At 73.2% G+C, this 13,739-nt stretch carries 12 protein-coding genes; 10 read left to right on the forward strand and 2 right to left on the reverse strand.

The features are described from left to right. Positions 1–89: 89 nt before the first annotated feature. Positions 90–467: a DUF1844 domain-containing protein gene (locus tag ACIQVI_RS26530; RefSeq protein ID WP_030214668.1), complete on the reverse strand. Its 378-nt coding sequence runs from the start codon at positions 465–467 to the stop codon at positions 90–92. 286 nt (positions 468–753) lie between these two features. Between ACIQVI_RS26530 and infC the strand changes: the two genes are divergently transcribed. The 10 genes from infC to ACIQVI_RS26580 all read left to right on the forward strand — a co-directional run bounded on the left by infC (position 754) and on the right by ACIQVI_RS26580 (position 12,575). Then, the gene (gene infC / locus ACIQVI_RS26535) at positions 754–1,482 is read left to right on the forward strand and encodes a translation initiation factor IF-3 (RefSeq protein WP_403600199.1); all 729 of its coding nucleotides are present in this window, start codon (positions 754–756) and stop codon (positions 1,480–1,482) included. Between the two features lie 123 nt (positions 1,483–1,605). Continuing rightward, a complete protein-coding gene (rpmI, locus tag ACIQVI_RS26540; RefSeq protein ID WP_015032399.1) occupies positions 1,606–1,800 on the forward strand; it encodes a 50S ribosomal protein L35 in 195 nt (64 codons plus the stop codon). Between the two features lie 106 nt (positions 1,801–1,906). Next, positions 1,907–2,293: a 50S ribosomal protein L20 gene (gene rplT / locus ACIQVI_RS26545; protein WP_019884941.1), complete on the forward strand. Its 387-nt coding sequence runs from the start codon at positions 1,907–1,909 to the stop codon at positions 2,291–2,293. Positions 2,294–2,521: 228 nt separating this feature from the next. Next, on the forward strand, positions 2,522–3,361 hold the full coding sequence (locus ACIQVI_RS26550) for an RNA methyltransferase (protein ID WP_121829038.1): 840 nt from the start codon (positions 2,522–2,524) through the stop codon (positions 3,359–3,361). Positions 3,362–3,699: 338 nt separating this feature from the next. Beyond that, positions 3,700–4,950: an ATP-binding protein gene (locus tag ACIQVI_RS26555; protein WP_403600572.1), complete on the forward strand. Its 1,251-nt coding sequence runs from the start codon at positions 3,700–3,702 to the stop codon at positions 4,948–4,950. 157 nt (positions 4,951–5,107) lie between these two features. Continuing rightward, positions 5,108–6,235 carry a phenylalanine--tRNA ligase subunit alpha gene (pheS, locus tag ACIQVI_RS26560; protein ID WP_121829036.1) on the forward strand — a complete coding sequence of 376 codons (1,128 nt, stop codon included), beginning with the start codon at positions 5,108–5,110 and terminating at the stop codon, positions 6,233–6,235. After that, on the forward strand, positions 6,235–8,763 hold the full coding sequence (gene pheT / locus ACIQVI_RS26565) for a phenylalanine--tRNA ligase subunit beta (RefSeq protein ID WP_403600204.1): 2,529 nt from the start codon (positions 6,235–6,237) through the stop codon (positions 8,761–8,763). The genes pheS and pheT overlap by 1 nt, the downstream gene beginning before the upstream one ends. Before the next feature lie 333 nt (positions 8,764–9,096). Then, complete coding sequence (locus ACIQVI_RS26570) at positions 9,097–10,164, forward strand: PP2C family protein-serine/threonine phosphatase (RefSeq protein WP_403600207.1); 1,068 nt, start codon at positions 9,097–9,099, stop codon at positions 10,162–10,164. A gap of 405 nt (positions 10,165–10,569) precedes the next feature. Next, on the forward strand, positions 10,570–11,910 hold the full coding sequence (locus ACIQVI_RS26575) for a transcriptional regulator (RefSeq protein ID WP_403600210.1): 1,341 nt from the start codon (positions 10,570–10,572) through the stop codon (positions 11,908–11,910). Positions 11,911–12,044: 134 nt separating this feature from the next. After that, positions 12,045–12,575, forward strand: a complete 531-nt coding sequence (locus ACIQVI_RS26580; protein WP_205613797.1) for an NUDIX hydrolase — start codon at positions 12,045–12,047, stop codon at positions 12,573–12,575. A gap of 117 nt (positions 12,576–12,692) precedes the next feature. Here the strand turns inward: ACIQVI_RS26580 and ACIQVI_RS26585 are convergent, their stop codons facing one another. Then, on the reverse strand, positions 12,693–13,553 hold the full coding sequence (locus tag ACIQVI_RS26585) for a 3-hydroxybutyryl-CoA dehydrogenase (RefSeq protein WP_351973370.1): 861 nt from the start codon (positions 13,551–13,553) through the stop codon (positions 12,693–12,695). Between the last annotated feature and the right edge of the window lie 186 nt (positions 13,554–13,739).

Consider the following 13,739-nt stretch of genomic DNA (forward strand, 5'->3'; position numbering starts at 1 on the left):
CCGTACCCCCGAGGTCGGGTCCTGGCCGTACACCGGCCCGGTGGCTGTTGTCTTCCGGGGGACGACCCCCGTACCCCCGAGGCCAGGTCCTAGCCGTACACCGGCCCCGTGTACTTCTCGCCCGGTCCCTGGCCCGGCTCGTCCGGGATCAGGGAGGCCTCGCGGAAGGCGAGCTGGAGGGACTTCAGGCCGTCCCGCAGGGGCGCCGCGTGGAAGGAGGAGACCTCCGTCGCGCCGGCGTCGAGCAGACCCGCGAGCGCGTGCACCAGCTTGCGGGCCTCGTCCAGGTCCTTGTGCTTGTCGCCCTCCTCGGTGAGCCCGAGCTTCACCGCGGCGGCGCTCATCAGGTTGACGGCGACGGTCACGATCACCTCGACCGCCGGGACCTCGGCGATGTCGCGGGTCATGGCTTCGAAGTCGGGGGTGTCGGAGGAGTCGGGGGACTCGTTCTGGGGCGTCTCGCTCATGCCCCACACGATATGCCGGTCCCCGGTTAGCGGAGACCGCCGGGTCCTGCTAACCTTGTGTAACGACCGGCTGGACACGTGTGTGCCCAGCCCACAAGTGGAGGCTCCGTACTCCCACCCGACCACCCTCAGGGGAGGCGGGTCACCGGTCAGGTGGCCCCCATCGTTCCGTACGGACGATGGAGCCGCCCGATGTGCGCCCCGCGGTTGACCGCGGCGGTGTTCCGGTATTTCCCTGGAGCCCCGCCTGTGTCCCGTCCGGGGCATTTTTCATGTACCGGCTCGGTTGGTCTCACTAAACAGACGTTGCGCGTCCGTCCGCCAGGCGGTCGCGTGGTGCTACCGAGGAGGATCCATCAGCGCCGAGCCCCGCATCAACGACAGGATTCGCGTTCCCGAGGTGCGACTTGTCGGACCCAGCGGCGAGCAGGTCGGGATTGTTCCGCTTGCCAAGGCCCTGGAGCTCGCACAGGAGTACGACCTCGACCTGGTCGAGGTCGCGGCGAACGCCCGTCCGCCCGTGTGCAAGCTCATGGACTACGGGAAGTTCAAGTACGAGTCGGCCATGAAGGCCCGTGAGGCGCGCAAGAACCAGGCGCACACGGTCATCAAGGAGATGAAGCTCCGGCCGAAGATCGACCCGCACGACTACGACACCAAGAAGGGTCACGTCGTCCGGTTCCTCAAGCAGGGCGACAAGGTCAAGATCACGATCATGTTCCGTGGTCGTGAGCAGTCCCGCCCCGAGCTCGGTTTCCGGCTGCTGCAGCGGCTGGCGTCGGACGTCGAGGAGCTTGGCTTCATCGAGTCCAACCCGAAGCAAGACGGCCGGAACATGATCATGGTTCTCGGTCCGCACAAGAAGAAGACCGAGGCCATGGCCGAGGCGCGTGAGGCCCAGGCCGCACGCAAGGCCGAGCGCCAGGGCGTCACCGCCGAGGAGACGTCCGAGGCTCCGGCACCCGAGGCCGAGGCCCCGGTCGCCGAGGCTCCGGCCGAGACCCCCGAGGCGTGACCCGAGGGGCTGCCACCCAGGCAGCCCCGGGCCCCGCCCGGACCCACCAAACGAAGAACTGACGCTCCCGGACGTCCGGTGCCCGCACCGGGGGGAGCGCCACTGACGAGGAGATACGGCGCGATGCCGAAGAACAAGACGCACTCCGGTGCCAAGAAGCGCTTCAAGGTCACCGGCTCCGGCAAGATCCTGCGCGAGCGCGCCGGCAAGCGCCACCTGCTCGAGCACAAGTCGTCCAAGCTGACCCGTCGCCTCACCGGCAACGCGGAGATGGCCCCGGGCGACGCGGCCAAGATCAAGAAGATGCTGGGCATCTGATCTGATCACCCGCCCTCGGCGACGAGGGCCACCGGCCAGGTCCGGGACCCATTCGTTTTTCGGGTCGTGTGAGTCCAACCACGACCCCGCTACAAGGAGTTAACAAGTGGCACGCGTCAAGCGGGCAGTCAACGCCCACAAGAAGCGCCGGGCGATCCTCGAGCAGGCCTCCGGCTACCGCGGTCAGCGTTCGCGCCTGTACCGCAAGGCCAAGGAGCAGGTCACCCACTCGCTGGTCTACAACTACAACGACCGCAAGAAGCGCAAGGGCGACTTCCGTCAGCTGTGGATCCAGCGCATCAACGCCGCTGCCCGCCTGAACGGCATGACGTACAACCGCCTCATCCAGGGTCTGAAGGCCGCCAACATTGAGGTGGACCGCAAGATCCTCGCCGAGCTGGCCGTCAACGACGCCAACGCGTTCGCCGCCCTGGTCGAGGTCGCGCAGAAGGCCCTCCCGGCCGACGTCAACGCCCCGAAGGCCGCCGCCTGATCTTCCAGGCCCGCAGTACTTCCGCCCGGACCCGCAGACGCCCACGCGCCTGCGGGTCCGGGTGCGTCGGCCCCCGAACCACCCGGCCCGCCGCCGTGCCCGCACCCGTGGCGCGCGCGTGACGCGTCCTCGTGTCCGCGTCCGGCCCCGTGCCGTATCCGGGCCGCGACCGTCCCGCGCCCGGCCCCCGCAGCCCCCCCGGCCCCGAAGAGAGAACCGCCGCACGCCATGGTCACCCCCGAGCTGATCTCCCCGCGTTCCCCGCGCGTCGTCGCCGCCCGGCGGCTCGCCAAGCGCAACTTCCGGGGCAAGGACCGCCTCTTCATCGCCGAGGGCCCCCAGGCCGTCCGCGAGGCCGTCGAGCACCGGGGGCCCGGCGGGGAGCCCACCCTCGTCGAGCTGTTCACCACCGTCGAGGCCGCCGAGCGGTACGACGCCATCGTGGACGCGGCCCGCGCCGCCGGGGCCCGCGTCCACCACGCCTCCGACGCCGTCCTCGCCGAGGTCTCCCAGACCGTCACCCCGCAGGGGCTCGTCGGCGTCTGCCGGTTCCTCGACTCGCCGTTCGAGGAGATCGTCGCGGCCCGCCCCAAGCTGGTCGCGGTCCTCGCGCACGTGCGCGACCCCGGGAACGCCGGCACCGTGCTGCGCTGCGCCGACGCGGCCGGCGCCGACGCGGTCGTCCTCACCGACGCCTCCGTCGACCTCTACAACCCCAAGTCCGTGCGCGCCTCGGTCGGTTCGCTCTTCCACCTGCCGGTGGCCGTCGGCGTCCCCGTCGAGCAGGCCGTCGCCGGACTCAAGGCGGCGGGCGTACGGATCCTCGCCGCCGACGGGGCGGGGCGCGACGACCTCGACGACGAGCTGGACGCCGGCACCATGGGCGGGCCCACCGCCTGGATCTTCGGCAACGAGGCCTGGGGGCTGCCCGAGGAGACCCGGGCCCTCGCCGACGCCGTCGTCCGCGTCCCGATCCACGGCAAGGCCGAGAGCCTCAACCTCGCCACCGCGGCCGCGGTCTGCCTGTACGCCTCCGCGCGCGCCCAGCGCCCCCGAACCTCTCCCTGAGGGACGCCCGGAAGGGCCCATTCCGCCCCGCCCGCCCAGTAGAGTGACGCACTCGGGGGCCCACTGCGCTACACGGAGGGGTGGGGACGGGGATGACGGCCGGCACGGACAGTCCCGCACAGGCACGGAGCGACCGACCGCACGCCCCGATCCCCCCCGCCGCCCCACCGGAGCCCCCACCCTCCACGGGCCCTGCCGGGCCCCAGAACCCCCCCGCCTCGACCGGCCCCGCCGACGCCACTGATCCAGCCGGATCCCCGGACCCTACGGCTTCCGCCACCCCTGCCGGGGCCACCGGTCCAGCCGGGTCCCCAGCACCCACCGGCCCCGCCGGAGCTCTGGATCCCGCCGCCTCCGCGAGCCTCACCGCCTCCGCCGATGCCACCGGCCCTGCCGGGTCCCCGGGCCCTACGGCTTCCACCGGCTCGGCCGGAGCCCCCAGCCCGACCGGCCCCGCCGGCCCCGCCGGAACGACCGGCCCGGCCGACCCCGCCGACTCCACCACCCCCGCCGACCCCGCCGACCCCGTCGGCTTCGCCGGGATCCACCCCGACGACCTCCCCGACGGTCTCGTCGTCGCCGACGCCACCGGCCGGGTCGTCTGCTTCAACGCCGCCGCCGCCCGCATCACCGCCGTCCCCGCCGACCGGGCCCTCGGCCTGCCACTCGACCGGGCGCTGCCCCTGGAGGACCTCAAGGGCCGTCGCTGGTGGGCGCTGACCGATCCGTACGGCGGACTCGCCACCCGGAGCGGACAGCCCGAGCGCAACCTGCTGCTCCCCGGTGGCCGCGAGGTCCTCGTCTCCGCCCGCTACGTCCGCGAGCACCCCACCGGCCCCGTCCGCCGGGTCGTCGTCTCCCTGCGCGGCACCGAGGCCCGCCGCCGCACCGAGCGCAGCCACGCCGAGCTCATCGCCACCGTCGCCCACGAGCTCCGCTCCCCGCTCACCTCCGTCAAGGGCTTCACCGCCACCCTCCTCCACAAGTGGGAGCGGTTCACCGACGAGCAGAAGCGGCTGATGCTGGAGACCGTCGACGCCGACGCCGGCCGCATCAAGCGGCTCATCGCCGAGCTCCTCGACATCTCCCGGATCGACTCCGGCCGCCTGGAGGTCCGCCGCCAGCCCGTCGACATCGCGGCGGCCGTCGGCCGGCACGTCCACGCCCACACCACCGGCGGCCAGTCCCCGGACCGCTTCTTCGTACGGATCAGGCCCCAGCTGCCCCCGCTCTGGGCCGATCCCGACAAGATCGACCAGATCCTCGGGAACCTCCTCGAAAATGCGGTGCGCCACGGCGAGGGAACCGTCACCATCGAGGTGGCACCCACCACGGCGGGCGACGACGGAGAAGAGGGGACGGAGGTCACCGTGAGCGACGAGGGCCCCGGCATCCCCGAGGAGTCCATGAGCCGCGTCTTCACCCGCTTCTGGCGGGGCAGCAAGCGCGGCGGCACCGGTCTCGGCCTCTACATCGTCAAGGGCGTCGTCGAGGCCCACGGCGGAACCATCACCGTCGGACGGGGCCCCCGCGGCGGGGCCGAGTTCCGATTTATCCTGCCCGTCGGCACCCCGGCCCACCTCCTCTGACGTCCCGCCCCGCGAGACCGGAGACGATCAGGAGCCGCCCGGCCCGCCCACGGGCTCATTCGCGTCCCCCCACCCCGTTAGACTCGACCTTTGGCACGTTTGCGCCCTTGACGTCGAGCGGGGCCGCCCAGCCAAGCCAACGGAAGCACGGGAAGAGATGTCCGCACCCAATAAGTCGTACGACCCGGTTGAGGTCGAGGCACTGAAACCGGAAGAGATCGAGCGTATGCGGGACGAGGCGCTCGCCGCCTTCGCCGCCGCGGACGATCTCGACGCGCTCGCGCACGCGAAGACCGCGCACACCGGTGGCACCTCGCCGCTGGCGCTCGCCAACCGCGAGATCGGCGCCCTGCCCCCGCAGGCCAAGGCCGCCGCGGGCAAGCTCGTGGGCCAGGCCCGCGGCGCCGTCTCCAAGGCGCTCGCCGCCCGCCAGACCGAGCTGGAGGCCGAGCGCGACGCCCGCGTCCTCGTCGAGGAGGCCGTCGACGTCACCCTGCCGTACGACCGCGTCCCGGCCGGCGCCCGCCACCCGCTGACCACCCTCATGGAGCGCGTCTCCGACGTCTTCGTCTCCATGGGGTACGAGGTCGCCGAGGGCCCCGAGGTCGAGGCGGAGTGGTTCAACTTCGACGCGCTCAACTTCGTCCCGGACCACCCGGCGCGCCAGATGCAGGACACCTTCTTCGTCGAGGGCCCCGAAGGCACCACGGGCGACGAGTCCGGCGTCGTGCTGCGCACCCACACCTCCCCGGTGCAGGCCCGCACGCTCATCGACCGGGAGCCCCCGGTCTACGTCGTGTGCCCCGGCCGCGTCTACCGCACCGACGAGCTCGACGCCACGCACACCCCGGTCTTCCACCAGATCGAGCTGCTCGCCGTCGACGAGGGCCTCACCATGGCGGACCTCAAGGGCACCCTCGACCACATGGTCCAGGCGCTCTTCGGCCCGGACATGAAGACCCGGCTGCGCCCGAACTTCTTCCCGTTCACCGAGCCGTCCGCCGAGATGGACATGCTCTGCTACGTCTGCCGCGGCGAGTCCGTCGGCAACCCGGACCGGCCCTGCCGCACCTGCGGCAGCGAGGGCTGGATCGAGCTCGGCGGCTGCGGCATGGTCAACCCGAAGGTGCTCGTCGCCTGCGGCGTGGACCCCGAGAAGTACAGCGGATTCGCCTTCGGGTTCGGCATCGAGCGGATGCTGATGTTCCGCCACAACGTCGAAGACATGCGAGACATGGTCGAGGGTGACGTCCGGTTCACCCGGCCGTTCGGGATGGAGATCTGATGCGGGTCCCGCTTTCTTGGCTGCGGGAGTACGTCGACCTGCCGGCGACGGAGACCGGCCGCGACGTCCAGGCCAAACTCATTTCGGCGGGCCTCGAGGTCGAGACCGTCGAGCAGCTCGGCGCCGGCCTGACCGGCCCGCTGGTGGTCGGCAGGGTCCTCACCATCGAGGAGCTGACGGAGTTCAAGAAGCCCATCCGCTTCTGCACCGTCGACGTCGGGCAGGCCAACGGCACCGGTGAGCCCCAGGAGATCATCTGCGGCGCCCGGAACTTCGCCGAGGGCGACAAGGTCGTCGTGGCCCTGCCCGGCGCCGTGCTCCCCGGCGACTTCCGGATCGCCGAGCGCAAGACGTACGGCCGCGTCTCCCGGGGCATGATCTGCTCCGGCGACGAGCTCGGCATGGGCGACGACGGCTCGCACGGCATCATCGTGCTGCCGCCGGAGCACGAGGTCGGCACCGACGCCACGGTCCTCCTGGAGCTGTTCGACGAGGTCCTCGACATCGCCGTCACCCCGGACCGCGGCTACTGCCTCTCGGTGCGCGGCGTCGCCCGCGAGACGGCCACCGCCTACGGCCTGCCGCTGCGCGACCCGGCGCTGCTCGACGTGCCCGCGCCGAACTCGTACGGTTACCCGGTCCAGATCACCGACCCGATCGGCTGCGACCGCTTCACCGCGCGCACCGTCGTCGGCCTGGCGCCCGAGGCCCGCTCCCCGATCTGGCTCCAGCGCCGCCTCCAGAAGGCCGGAATGCGCCCGATCTCGCTGGCCGTGGACGTCACCAACTACGTGATGCTGGAGCTCGGCCAGCCGCTGCACGCCTACGACCGCAACCGGCTCGACGGCCCCATCGGGGTCCGCCGCGCCGAGGCCGGCGAGAAGATCACCACCCTCGACGGCACCGTGCGCGTCCTGGACGCCGCGGACCTGGTCATCACCGACAACCGCGGCCCGATCGGCATCGCGGGCGTCATGGGCGGCGCCAACACGGAGATCGCCGACCCGGTCACCGACCCGGAGACCGGCGTCGTCACCGGCACCTCCGAGGTCGTCGTCGAGGCCGCGCACTTCGACCCGATCTCGATCGCCCGCACGGCCCGCCGCCACAAGCTGGCCTCCGAGGCGTCCAAGCGCTTCGAGCGCGGCGTCGACCCGCAGGCCGCCGCCGCTGCCGCGCAGCGCACCGTCGACCTGCTCGTGCTGCTCGCGGGCGGCACGGCCGAGGCCGGCGTCACCGAGGTCGTCGCCCCGTCCGCGCCCCGGACGATCGTCATCCCGGCGGACCACCCGGACAAGGTCGCGGGCGTCGCCTACGGCCGCGAGACCGTCGTCCGCCGCCTCCAGGAGGTCGGCTGCGACGTCTACGGGCAGGACGAGCTGATCGTCACCGTCCCCTCGTGGCGGCCCGACCTCAACGAGCCGAACGACCTGGCCGAAGAGGTCATCCGGCTGGAGGGCTACGAGAACCTGCCCTCCACGCTGCCCAAGCCCCCGGCCGGCCGCGGGCTCACCGAGCGCCAGCGCGTCCACCGCCGGGTGGGCCGCGCCCTGGCCGGCGCCGGCTACGTCGAGGCGCTGAACTACCCGTTCATCGGCGAGCAGGCCCTCGACAACCTCGGGCTCGACGCGGACGACGCCCGTCGCCGCCTGGTGAAGCTGGTCAACCCGCTCTCGGACGAGGAGCCCGCGCTCCGTACGACGCTGCTCCCGGGCCTGCTCGGGACGCTGCGTCGCAACGACAGCCGGGGCGGCCACGACCTGGCCCTCTTCGAGACCGGCCTGGTCTTCCTGGCCGGGGAGCGGCCGGGCGTCGCCGTCCGCCTCGGCGTCGACCGGCGCCCCACGGACGAGGAGATCGCCGAGGTCAACGCGGCCCTGCCCGCGCAGCCCCGGCACGCCGCCGTCGTCCTCGCCGGTGCGCGCGAGCAGGCCGGCTGGTGGGGGAAGGGCCGCCCGTCCGACTGGGCGGACGCGGTCGAGGCCGCCCGCACGGTCGCCCGCGAGGCCGGCGCCGAACTGATCGTGCGCCAGGGCCAGTACGGCCCCTGGCACCCGGGCCGCTGCGCCGAGCTGCTGGTCGTCGTCGACGGCGAGGAGCGCACGGCGGGTTACGCGGGCGAGCTGCACCCGCGCGTGGTGAAGTCCTTCGGCCTGCCGGCCCGGACCAGCGCGATGGAGCTCGACCTCGACCTGGTCGAGGCGGCGTCCGGGGGCCCCCTCAAGGCCCCCCGGATCTCCTCCTTCCCGGTCGCCACCCAGGACGTCGCCCTGGTCGTGGCCGCCGGCGTCCCGGCCGCCGAGGTCGAGGCCGCCCTCCGCGAGGGCGCGGGTGAACTCCTGGAGTCCATCCGGCTGTTCGACGTCTACACCGGCGACCAGCTCGACGAGGGCACCAAGTCCCTCGCCTACGCCCTCAAGTTCCGCGCCCCGGACCGCACCCTGACGGTCGACGAGGCCACCGCGGCCCGCGACGCGGCCGTCACCCTGGCATCCACCCGCACGGGCGCCACCCTGCGCGGCGCCTGACCTCGCGACGGCACCCAGCGGCACCGGGAGGGCCGCCCCGGAAGAACTCTTCCCGGGGCGGCCCTTCGCCGTTTCCCGGAGCCGCCGACATCTGCTGTGTAAGAGCAGCGCTCCGTTCCCGAAGTGCGCACACCTTCACGAGAATCGTGTGTCCGTGCCGATGGCGCGGCCCTGGCGCAGCGCGGCGCGCCGGGGGTGGTCACTCCTTCGGGTGAGATCGTTCTGGGGTGTTCCGTAGGGGTGGGCGCGGTCGGGAGAATCGACGCGGCCGCAGGGGCGGACCTGCGTGTCGCAGGGCCTTCGGGCACTGTCGGGGCTCGGGAAGGGCCGTGCATGATCCGTACGAGGTCGTTGGACTCCGATGGCTCCCGGCTCCGCCGGCTGGCCCCGCTCGCTCTTCCCGCCGCCTGGGGCGCGGTGGCCGTGGCGTGGAAGTTCGCCTGCCCGCCGGCCAGGGAGCCGGGGCTGCCGATACGGATCGCCACCAGCGTCGTCTTCCTCTCCGTCGGCATCGGTCTCGTCCTCGGCGTCCGGCGCGGGCTCGCCCAGGAGCTGGCGCGGGCCCGGGCCGTCGCGGCCGCCGCCCAGCGGGTGCTGCTGCGGCCGCCGCCGGGCCGGCTCGAAGGACTGACCCTGGCCGCCGGGCAGCTCTCCGCCTCCCGGGGCGCGTCCGTCGGCGGGGACCTGTACGAGGCGGTGGCCACCCCCTACGGGGTGCGGATCGTCATCGGGGACGTCCGGGGCCACGGGCTCGCCGCGCTCGGCGCCGTGGTCGCGGTGCTCGGCAGCTTCCGCGAGGCCGCCCACGACGAGCCCGAACTCGCCGGAGTGCTGCGGCGGTTGGAGCGGGCCCTGGAGCGGCACCTGCGGGAGCGGGCCCGGGACGAGCACCCGGCGCGGGCCGGGACGGACCCCGAACACCCGGCGGCGGAGGAGTTCGTGACCCTGCTGCTCCTGGAGGTCGCGCCCGACGGGCGGCTCTCCGTGTTCAACTGCGGTCACCCCGGCCCGTACCGCCTCGGCCGGGAGCCGGAGCGGCTGCCCGTGGGGGACCCGCTGCCCCCGCTCGGCGTGCTGCCGCTGCCCGCCGGCCTCGCGCCGTACACCGCGGCCCGGCTGCTGCCCGGCGAGACCCTCGTCCTGCACACCGACGGCGCGGAGGAGGCCCGGGACCACCGGGGCCGGTTCTTCGCCCTCGACGCCGCCCTGGCCGGGCCGCCCGGCGAGGCGCCCGCGGCCCTCGTCCGCCGGGTCCACGCGGAGCTGCTGCACCACACGGGCGGCCGGCTCGCCGACGACGTCGCGCTCCTCGTCGTACGGAACGACCGTGCCAGGGTGCCGGCGCAGCCCGCCGAACCCGGGCTGCGCCGCCCCCGGCCCGCCCCCTCCTCCCACTGCTGAGCGGAGGGGGACGGGACCGGCGCCGCCCGCCCCGCCACGGAGTGTCGGGCAGATCAGCGGGGCGGGCGACGCGGACCGGGCGGCCGCACTGTACGAGGGGGAGCCGGCGGCCCGGTCGTCGCCTTGCGGCGAGAAGCACAGTCAACCGGGGGCGGGACGGGCGCGGCAGAGCACGCGGGCCGGGAGAACGGGTGCTTCGTTCACACCCCGTGCGAAATCCCCGTGCCGGACCCGTGCCGGACCCGTGCCGGACCCCGTGCCCGACCCCGTGCCGCACTCCGCGCGGGACCTCCCGCGCGTACACCCCGTGCCCGCGATTCCCCCCTACGGGGCCACTCCCGCCACTTCGCCCCGTACGAAATCGGCCACCGCTACGCTGAGTTCACCGAGCGGACCGGAGCGGCCATGCAGCCCAACACCTTGCTCGACGCCCTGCTCGACGAAGCGGGCGTCTCGCACGCCGGCCTCGCCACCCGGGTGAACCGGGCGGGCCGGGCCAGGGGACTCGCCCTGCGCTACGAACACACCGCCGTGGCCCGCTGGTTGAAGGGCCAGCGGCCGCGCGGCCAGGTGCCCGACCTGATCTGCGAGGTGCTCGCCGCCCGGCTGCACCGGCAGGTGACCCTGGACGACATCGGCCTCGGCGTCCCGGGCGGCCCGGCCCCGGCGGCCGGTTCGCCGCTCTCCGGCTTCGTGGAGCGGGCGGCCGCCCTCTGGCGCTCCGACGAGCAGCAGCGGCCGCACATCGTCGCCGCACCCGCCCTGACCGGCACCCCCGCCGTGATGCCCGTGTGGGAGTGGGAGAACCCGCCGGAGGACGTGGACGTCTCCCGTACCGGCAGGACCGCCGTCTCGGCGGCCGACATCGACGTCCTGGTCGCCGCCCGGTCCCACTACGAGCAGATGTACCGCAAGGCCGGCGGCGTCGCGACCCGGGCCCGGATCGTCGGCTTCCTCACCGCCGAGACGGCGCCGCTGCTCCGGGGCACGTACGGCGACGCCCTCGGCCGGCGGCTGCACCGCGCCGCCGGCGGCCTGGTGGCGGTGGCCGGGATCTGCGCCTACGACGCCGACGCGCACGGCCTGGCCCAGCGCTACTTCCACCAGGCGCTGCGGCTCGCGAAGGCGAGCGGGGACCGGGGCCTCGGCGCGTACGTGATCGCGCTCCTCGTCAACCAGTCGCTGTTCACGGGGGAGTACCGGCAGGCGGTGGCGTTCGCGGAGGCGGCGCTGCGGGCGGCGGGGCCCGGGATCACCCCGGCGCTCGCCGCCGACCTGACGGCGATGCAGGCGAAGGCGTACGCGCACCTGGGCGACGGCGCGACCGCCCTCGCCTGCATCCGGCGGGCCGAGGCGGCGGCGGAGCGGATCAGTCCGGGCGACGAGCCCGCCGAGACGGGCTACGTGCAGCCGGGGCTCGTCAACGTGCAGATCGCGGAGGCCCTCCTCGGTCTGGGCGACCTTCCGGCGGCCCACGAGCACGCCACGGCGGCGGTCGGCGCCCCCTCGCACGACCGGGGGCGGGTGCACCGGCTCGCCATGCTGTGCCAGGTCCAGCTGCGGCGGGGGGAGGCCGACGGGGCGGCGCACACGGCCGTGGAGATGACGGAGCTGGCGCGCGGAATGGAGTCGCGGAGGCTGCGGGACCGGCTGCGGGAGGTCCGGGAACACCTCCTGGCGAGCGGCGCGCAGGACGCGCGGGAGGCGGTGGCCCTCATCGACGGGGCGCTGCGCGTCCCCCTCTGACGCCCCTCCGGCCTTCCGTCCCTTCGCCCCGCCCCTTTTCAGTCTTCTCCGGTCCTATCTGATCCCCTTCGGACCCTCAACTGCTGCGATATTGCCACCGAACAAGCTCCGACCAGTCGGAAGGTGGCAAGAACGTGCAGTGGACGAAACGGAGCGAACGCTCCGTCTATGAGAACCGTTGGTTCCGAGTGAACCTCGCGGACGTCGAACTCCCGGACGGCCGCCACCTGGACCACTACCTGATCCGGCTCCGTCCGGTCGCCGTCGCGACCGCCGTCAACGAGGCCGACGAAGTCCTGATGCTCTGGCGCCACCGCTTCATCACCGACAGCTGGGGCTGGGAACTGGCCGCCGGCGTGGTCGAGGACGGCGAGGACGTCGAGTCCGCCGCCGCCCGCGAGATGGAGGAGGAGACCGGCTGGCGGCCGGGGCCGCTGCGCCACCTCCTCACCGTCGAGCCCTCCAACGGCCTCACCGACGCCCGCCACCACCTCTACTGGGCGGAGCGGGCCACCTACACCGGGCCGCCCGAGGACGCGTTCGAGTCCTCGCGGCGGGCCTGGGTCCCGCTGAAACAGGTCCCCGACATGATCGCCCGGGGCGAGGTCCCGGCCGCCAACATGGCTGCCGGGCTGCTGATGCTCCACCATCTGCGCCTCGGCTGAGCCGGGCCCGGGGAAAGGCCGGACGGCCCGTACCTGTGCGGGAGTACGGGCCGTCCGGGTGGTGCGGAGAGTGGTCGTGAAGCCCCGGCGGGAAGCCGCCGGGAGCGGAGGGAGGCGTCAGGAGTACGGGTAGAAGCCCCAGCCCGTCTTCCGGCCGAGCCGGCCCGCGTCCACCATGCGCTGGAGCAGCGGGGGAGCGGCGTACAGCGGCTCCTTGAACTCCGAGTACATCGAGTCGGCGATCGAGGCGATCGTGTCCAGGCCGATCAGGTCGGACAGCTTCAGCGGGCCCATCGGGTGGGCGCAGCCGAACTCCATGCCGTTGTCGATGTCCTCGCGGCTCGCGATGCCCGACTCGAACATCCGGATCGCGGAGAGCAGGTACGGCACGAGCAGCGCGTTCACCACGAAGCCGGAGCGGTCCTGGGCGCGGATCGCGTGCTTGCCGAGCGTCTTCTCGGCGAAGGCCTGCGCCCGGCTGATCGTGCCCTCGGAGGTGGTGAGGGCCGGGATCAGCTCGACGAGCTTCTGCACCGGGGCCGGGTTGAAGAAGTGGATGCCGACGACCTGGTCGGGGCGGGAGGTCGCCACGGCCAGCTTCACCAGCGGGATGGAGGAGGTGTTCGAGGCCAGGATGGCGTCCGGCCGGGTCATCACCTGGTCGAGGACCTGGAAGATCTCGGTCTTGACCTGCTCGTTCTCCACCACGGCCTCGATGACGAGGTCGCGGTCGGCGAACTCGCCCAGGTCGGTGGTGAAGCTGAGGCGCGCGAGCGTCGCGTCCCGCTCCTCCTCGCTGATCTTGCCGCGCTCGGCGGCCTTCGCCAGCGAGTTGTAGAGCCGCGTGCGGCCGATCTCCAGCGCCTCGCCGGTGGTCTCGGCCACCTTTACCTCGAGCCCGCTCCGGGCACACACCTCCGCGATGCCCGCGCCCATCTGGCCGCAGCCCACCACTCCGACGCGCTCAATGTCGGCCATGGAGTCCGTCACCTCGTGCCTTTCGCTCTTCTGCCGGCGGCGGGCCCGTGTGATTCCGGTGCGTCCGCCTCGATCCCCCGACGTTACCGCTCATTAACCGATGATCGATCGTCCGGGGGAGTGGGCATTCTCCAGGTGAGTGTGACGTATCCGACAAAGGAGGGGTACAAGTGCGGCCTATCGGCA

This window comes from Streptomyces sp. NPDC098101 (assembly GCF_044760185.1).
Classification (GTDB): domain Bacteria; phylum Actinomycetota; class Actinomycetes; order Streptomycetales; family Streptomycetaceae; genus Streptomyces.

Coding starts and splice junctions, on each gene's coding strand:
- ACIQVI_RS26530 (WP_030214668.1), bottom strand. CDS start 467: ATGAGCGAGACGCCCCAGAACGAGTCCCCCGACTCCTCCGACACCCCC.
- rpmI (WP_015032399.1), top strand. CDS start 1,606: ATGCCGAAGAACAAGACGCACTCCGGTGCCAAGAAGCGCTTCAAGGTC.
- ACIQVI_RS26550 (WP_121829038.1), top strand. CDS start 2,522: ATGGTCACCCCCGAGCTGATCTCCCCGCGTTCCCCGCGCGTCGTCGCC.
- pheT (WP_403600204.1), top strand. CDS start 6,235: ATGCGGGTCCCGCTTTCTTGGCTGCGGGAGTACGTCGACCTGCCGGCG.
- ACIQVI_RS26575 (WP_403600210.1), top strand. CDS start 10,570: ATGCAGCCCAACACCTTGCTCGACGCCCTGCTCGACGAAGCGGGCGTC.
- pheS (WP_121829036.1), top strand. CDS start 5,108: ATGTCCGCACCCAATAAGTCGTACGACCCGGTTGAGGTCGAGGCACTG.
- ACIQVI_RS26570 (WP_403600207.1), top strand. CDS start 9,097: ATGATCCGTACGAGGTCGTTGGACTCCGATGGCTCCCGGCTCCGCCGG.
- ACIQVI_RS26585 (WP_351973370.1), bottom strand. CDS start 13,553: ATGGCCGACATTGAGCGCGTCGGAGTGGTGGGCTGCGGCCAGATGGGC.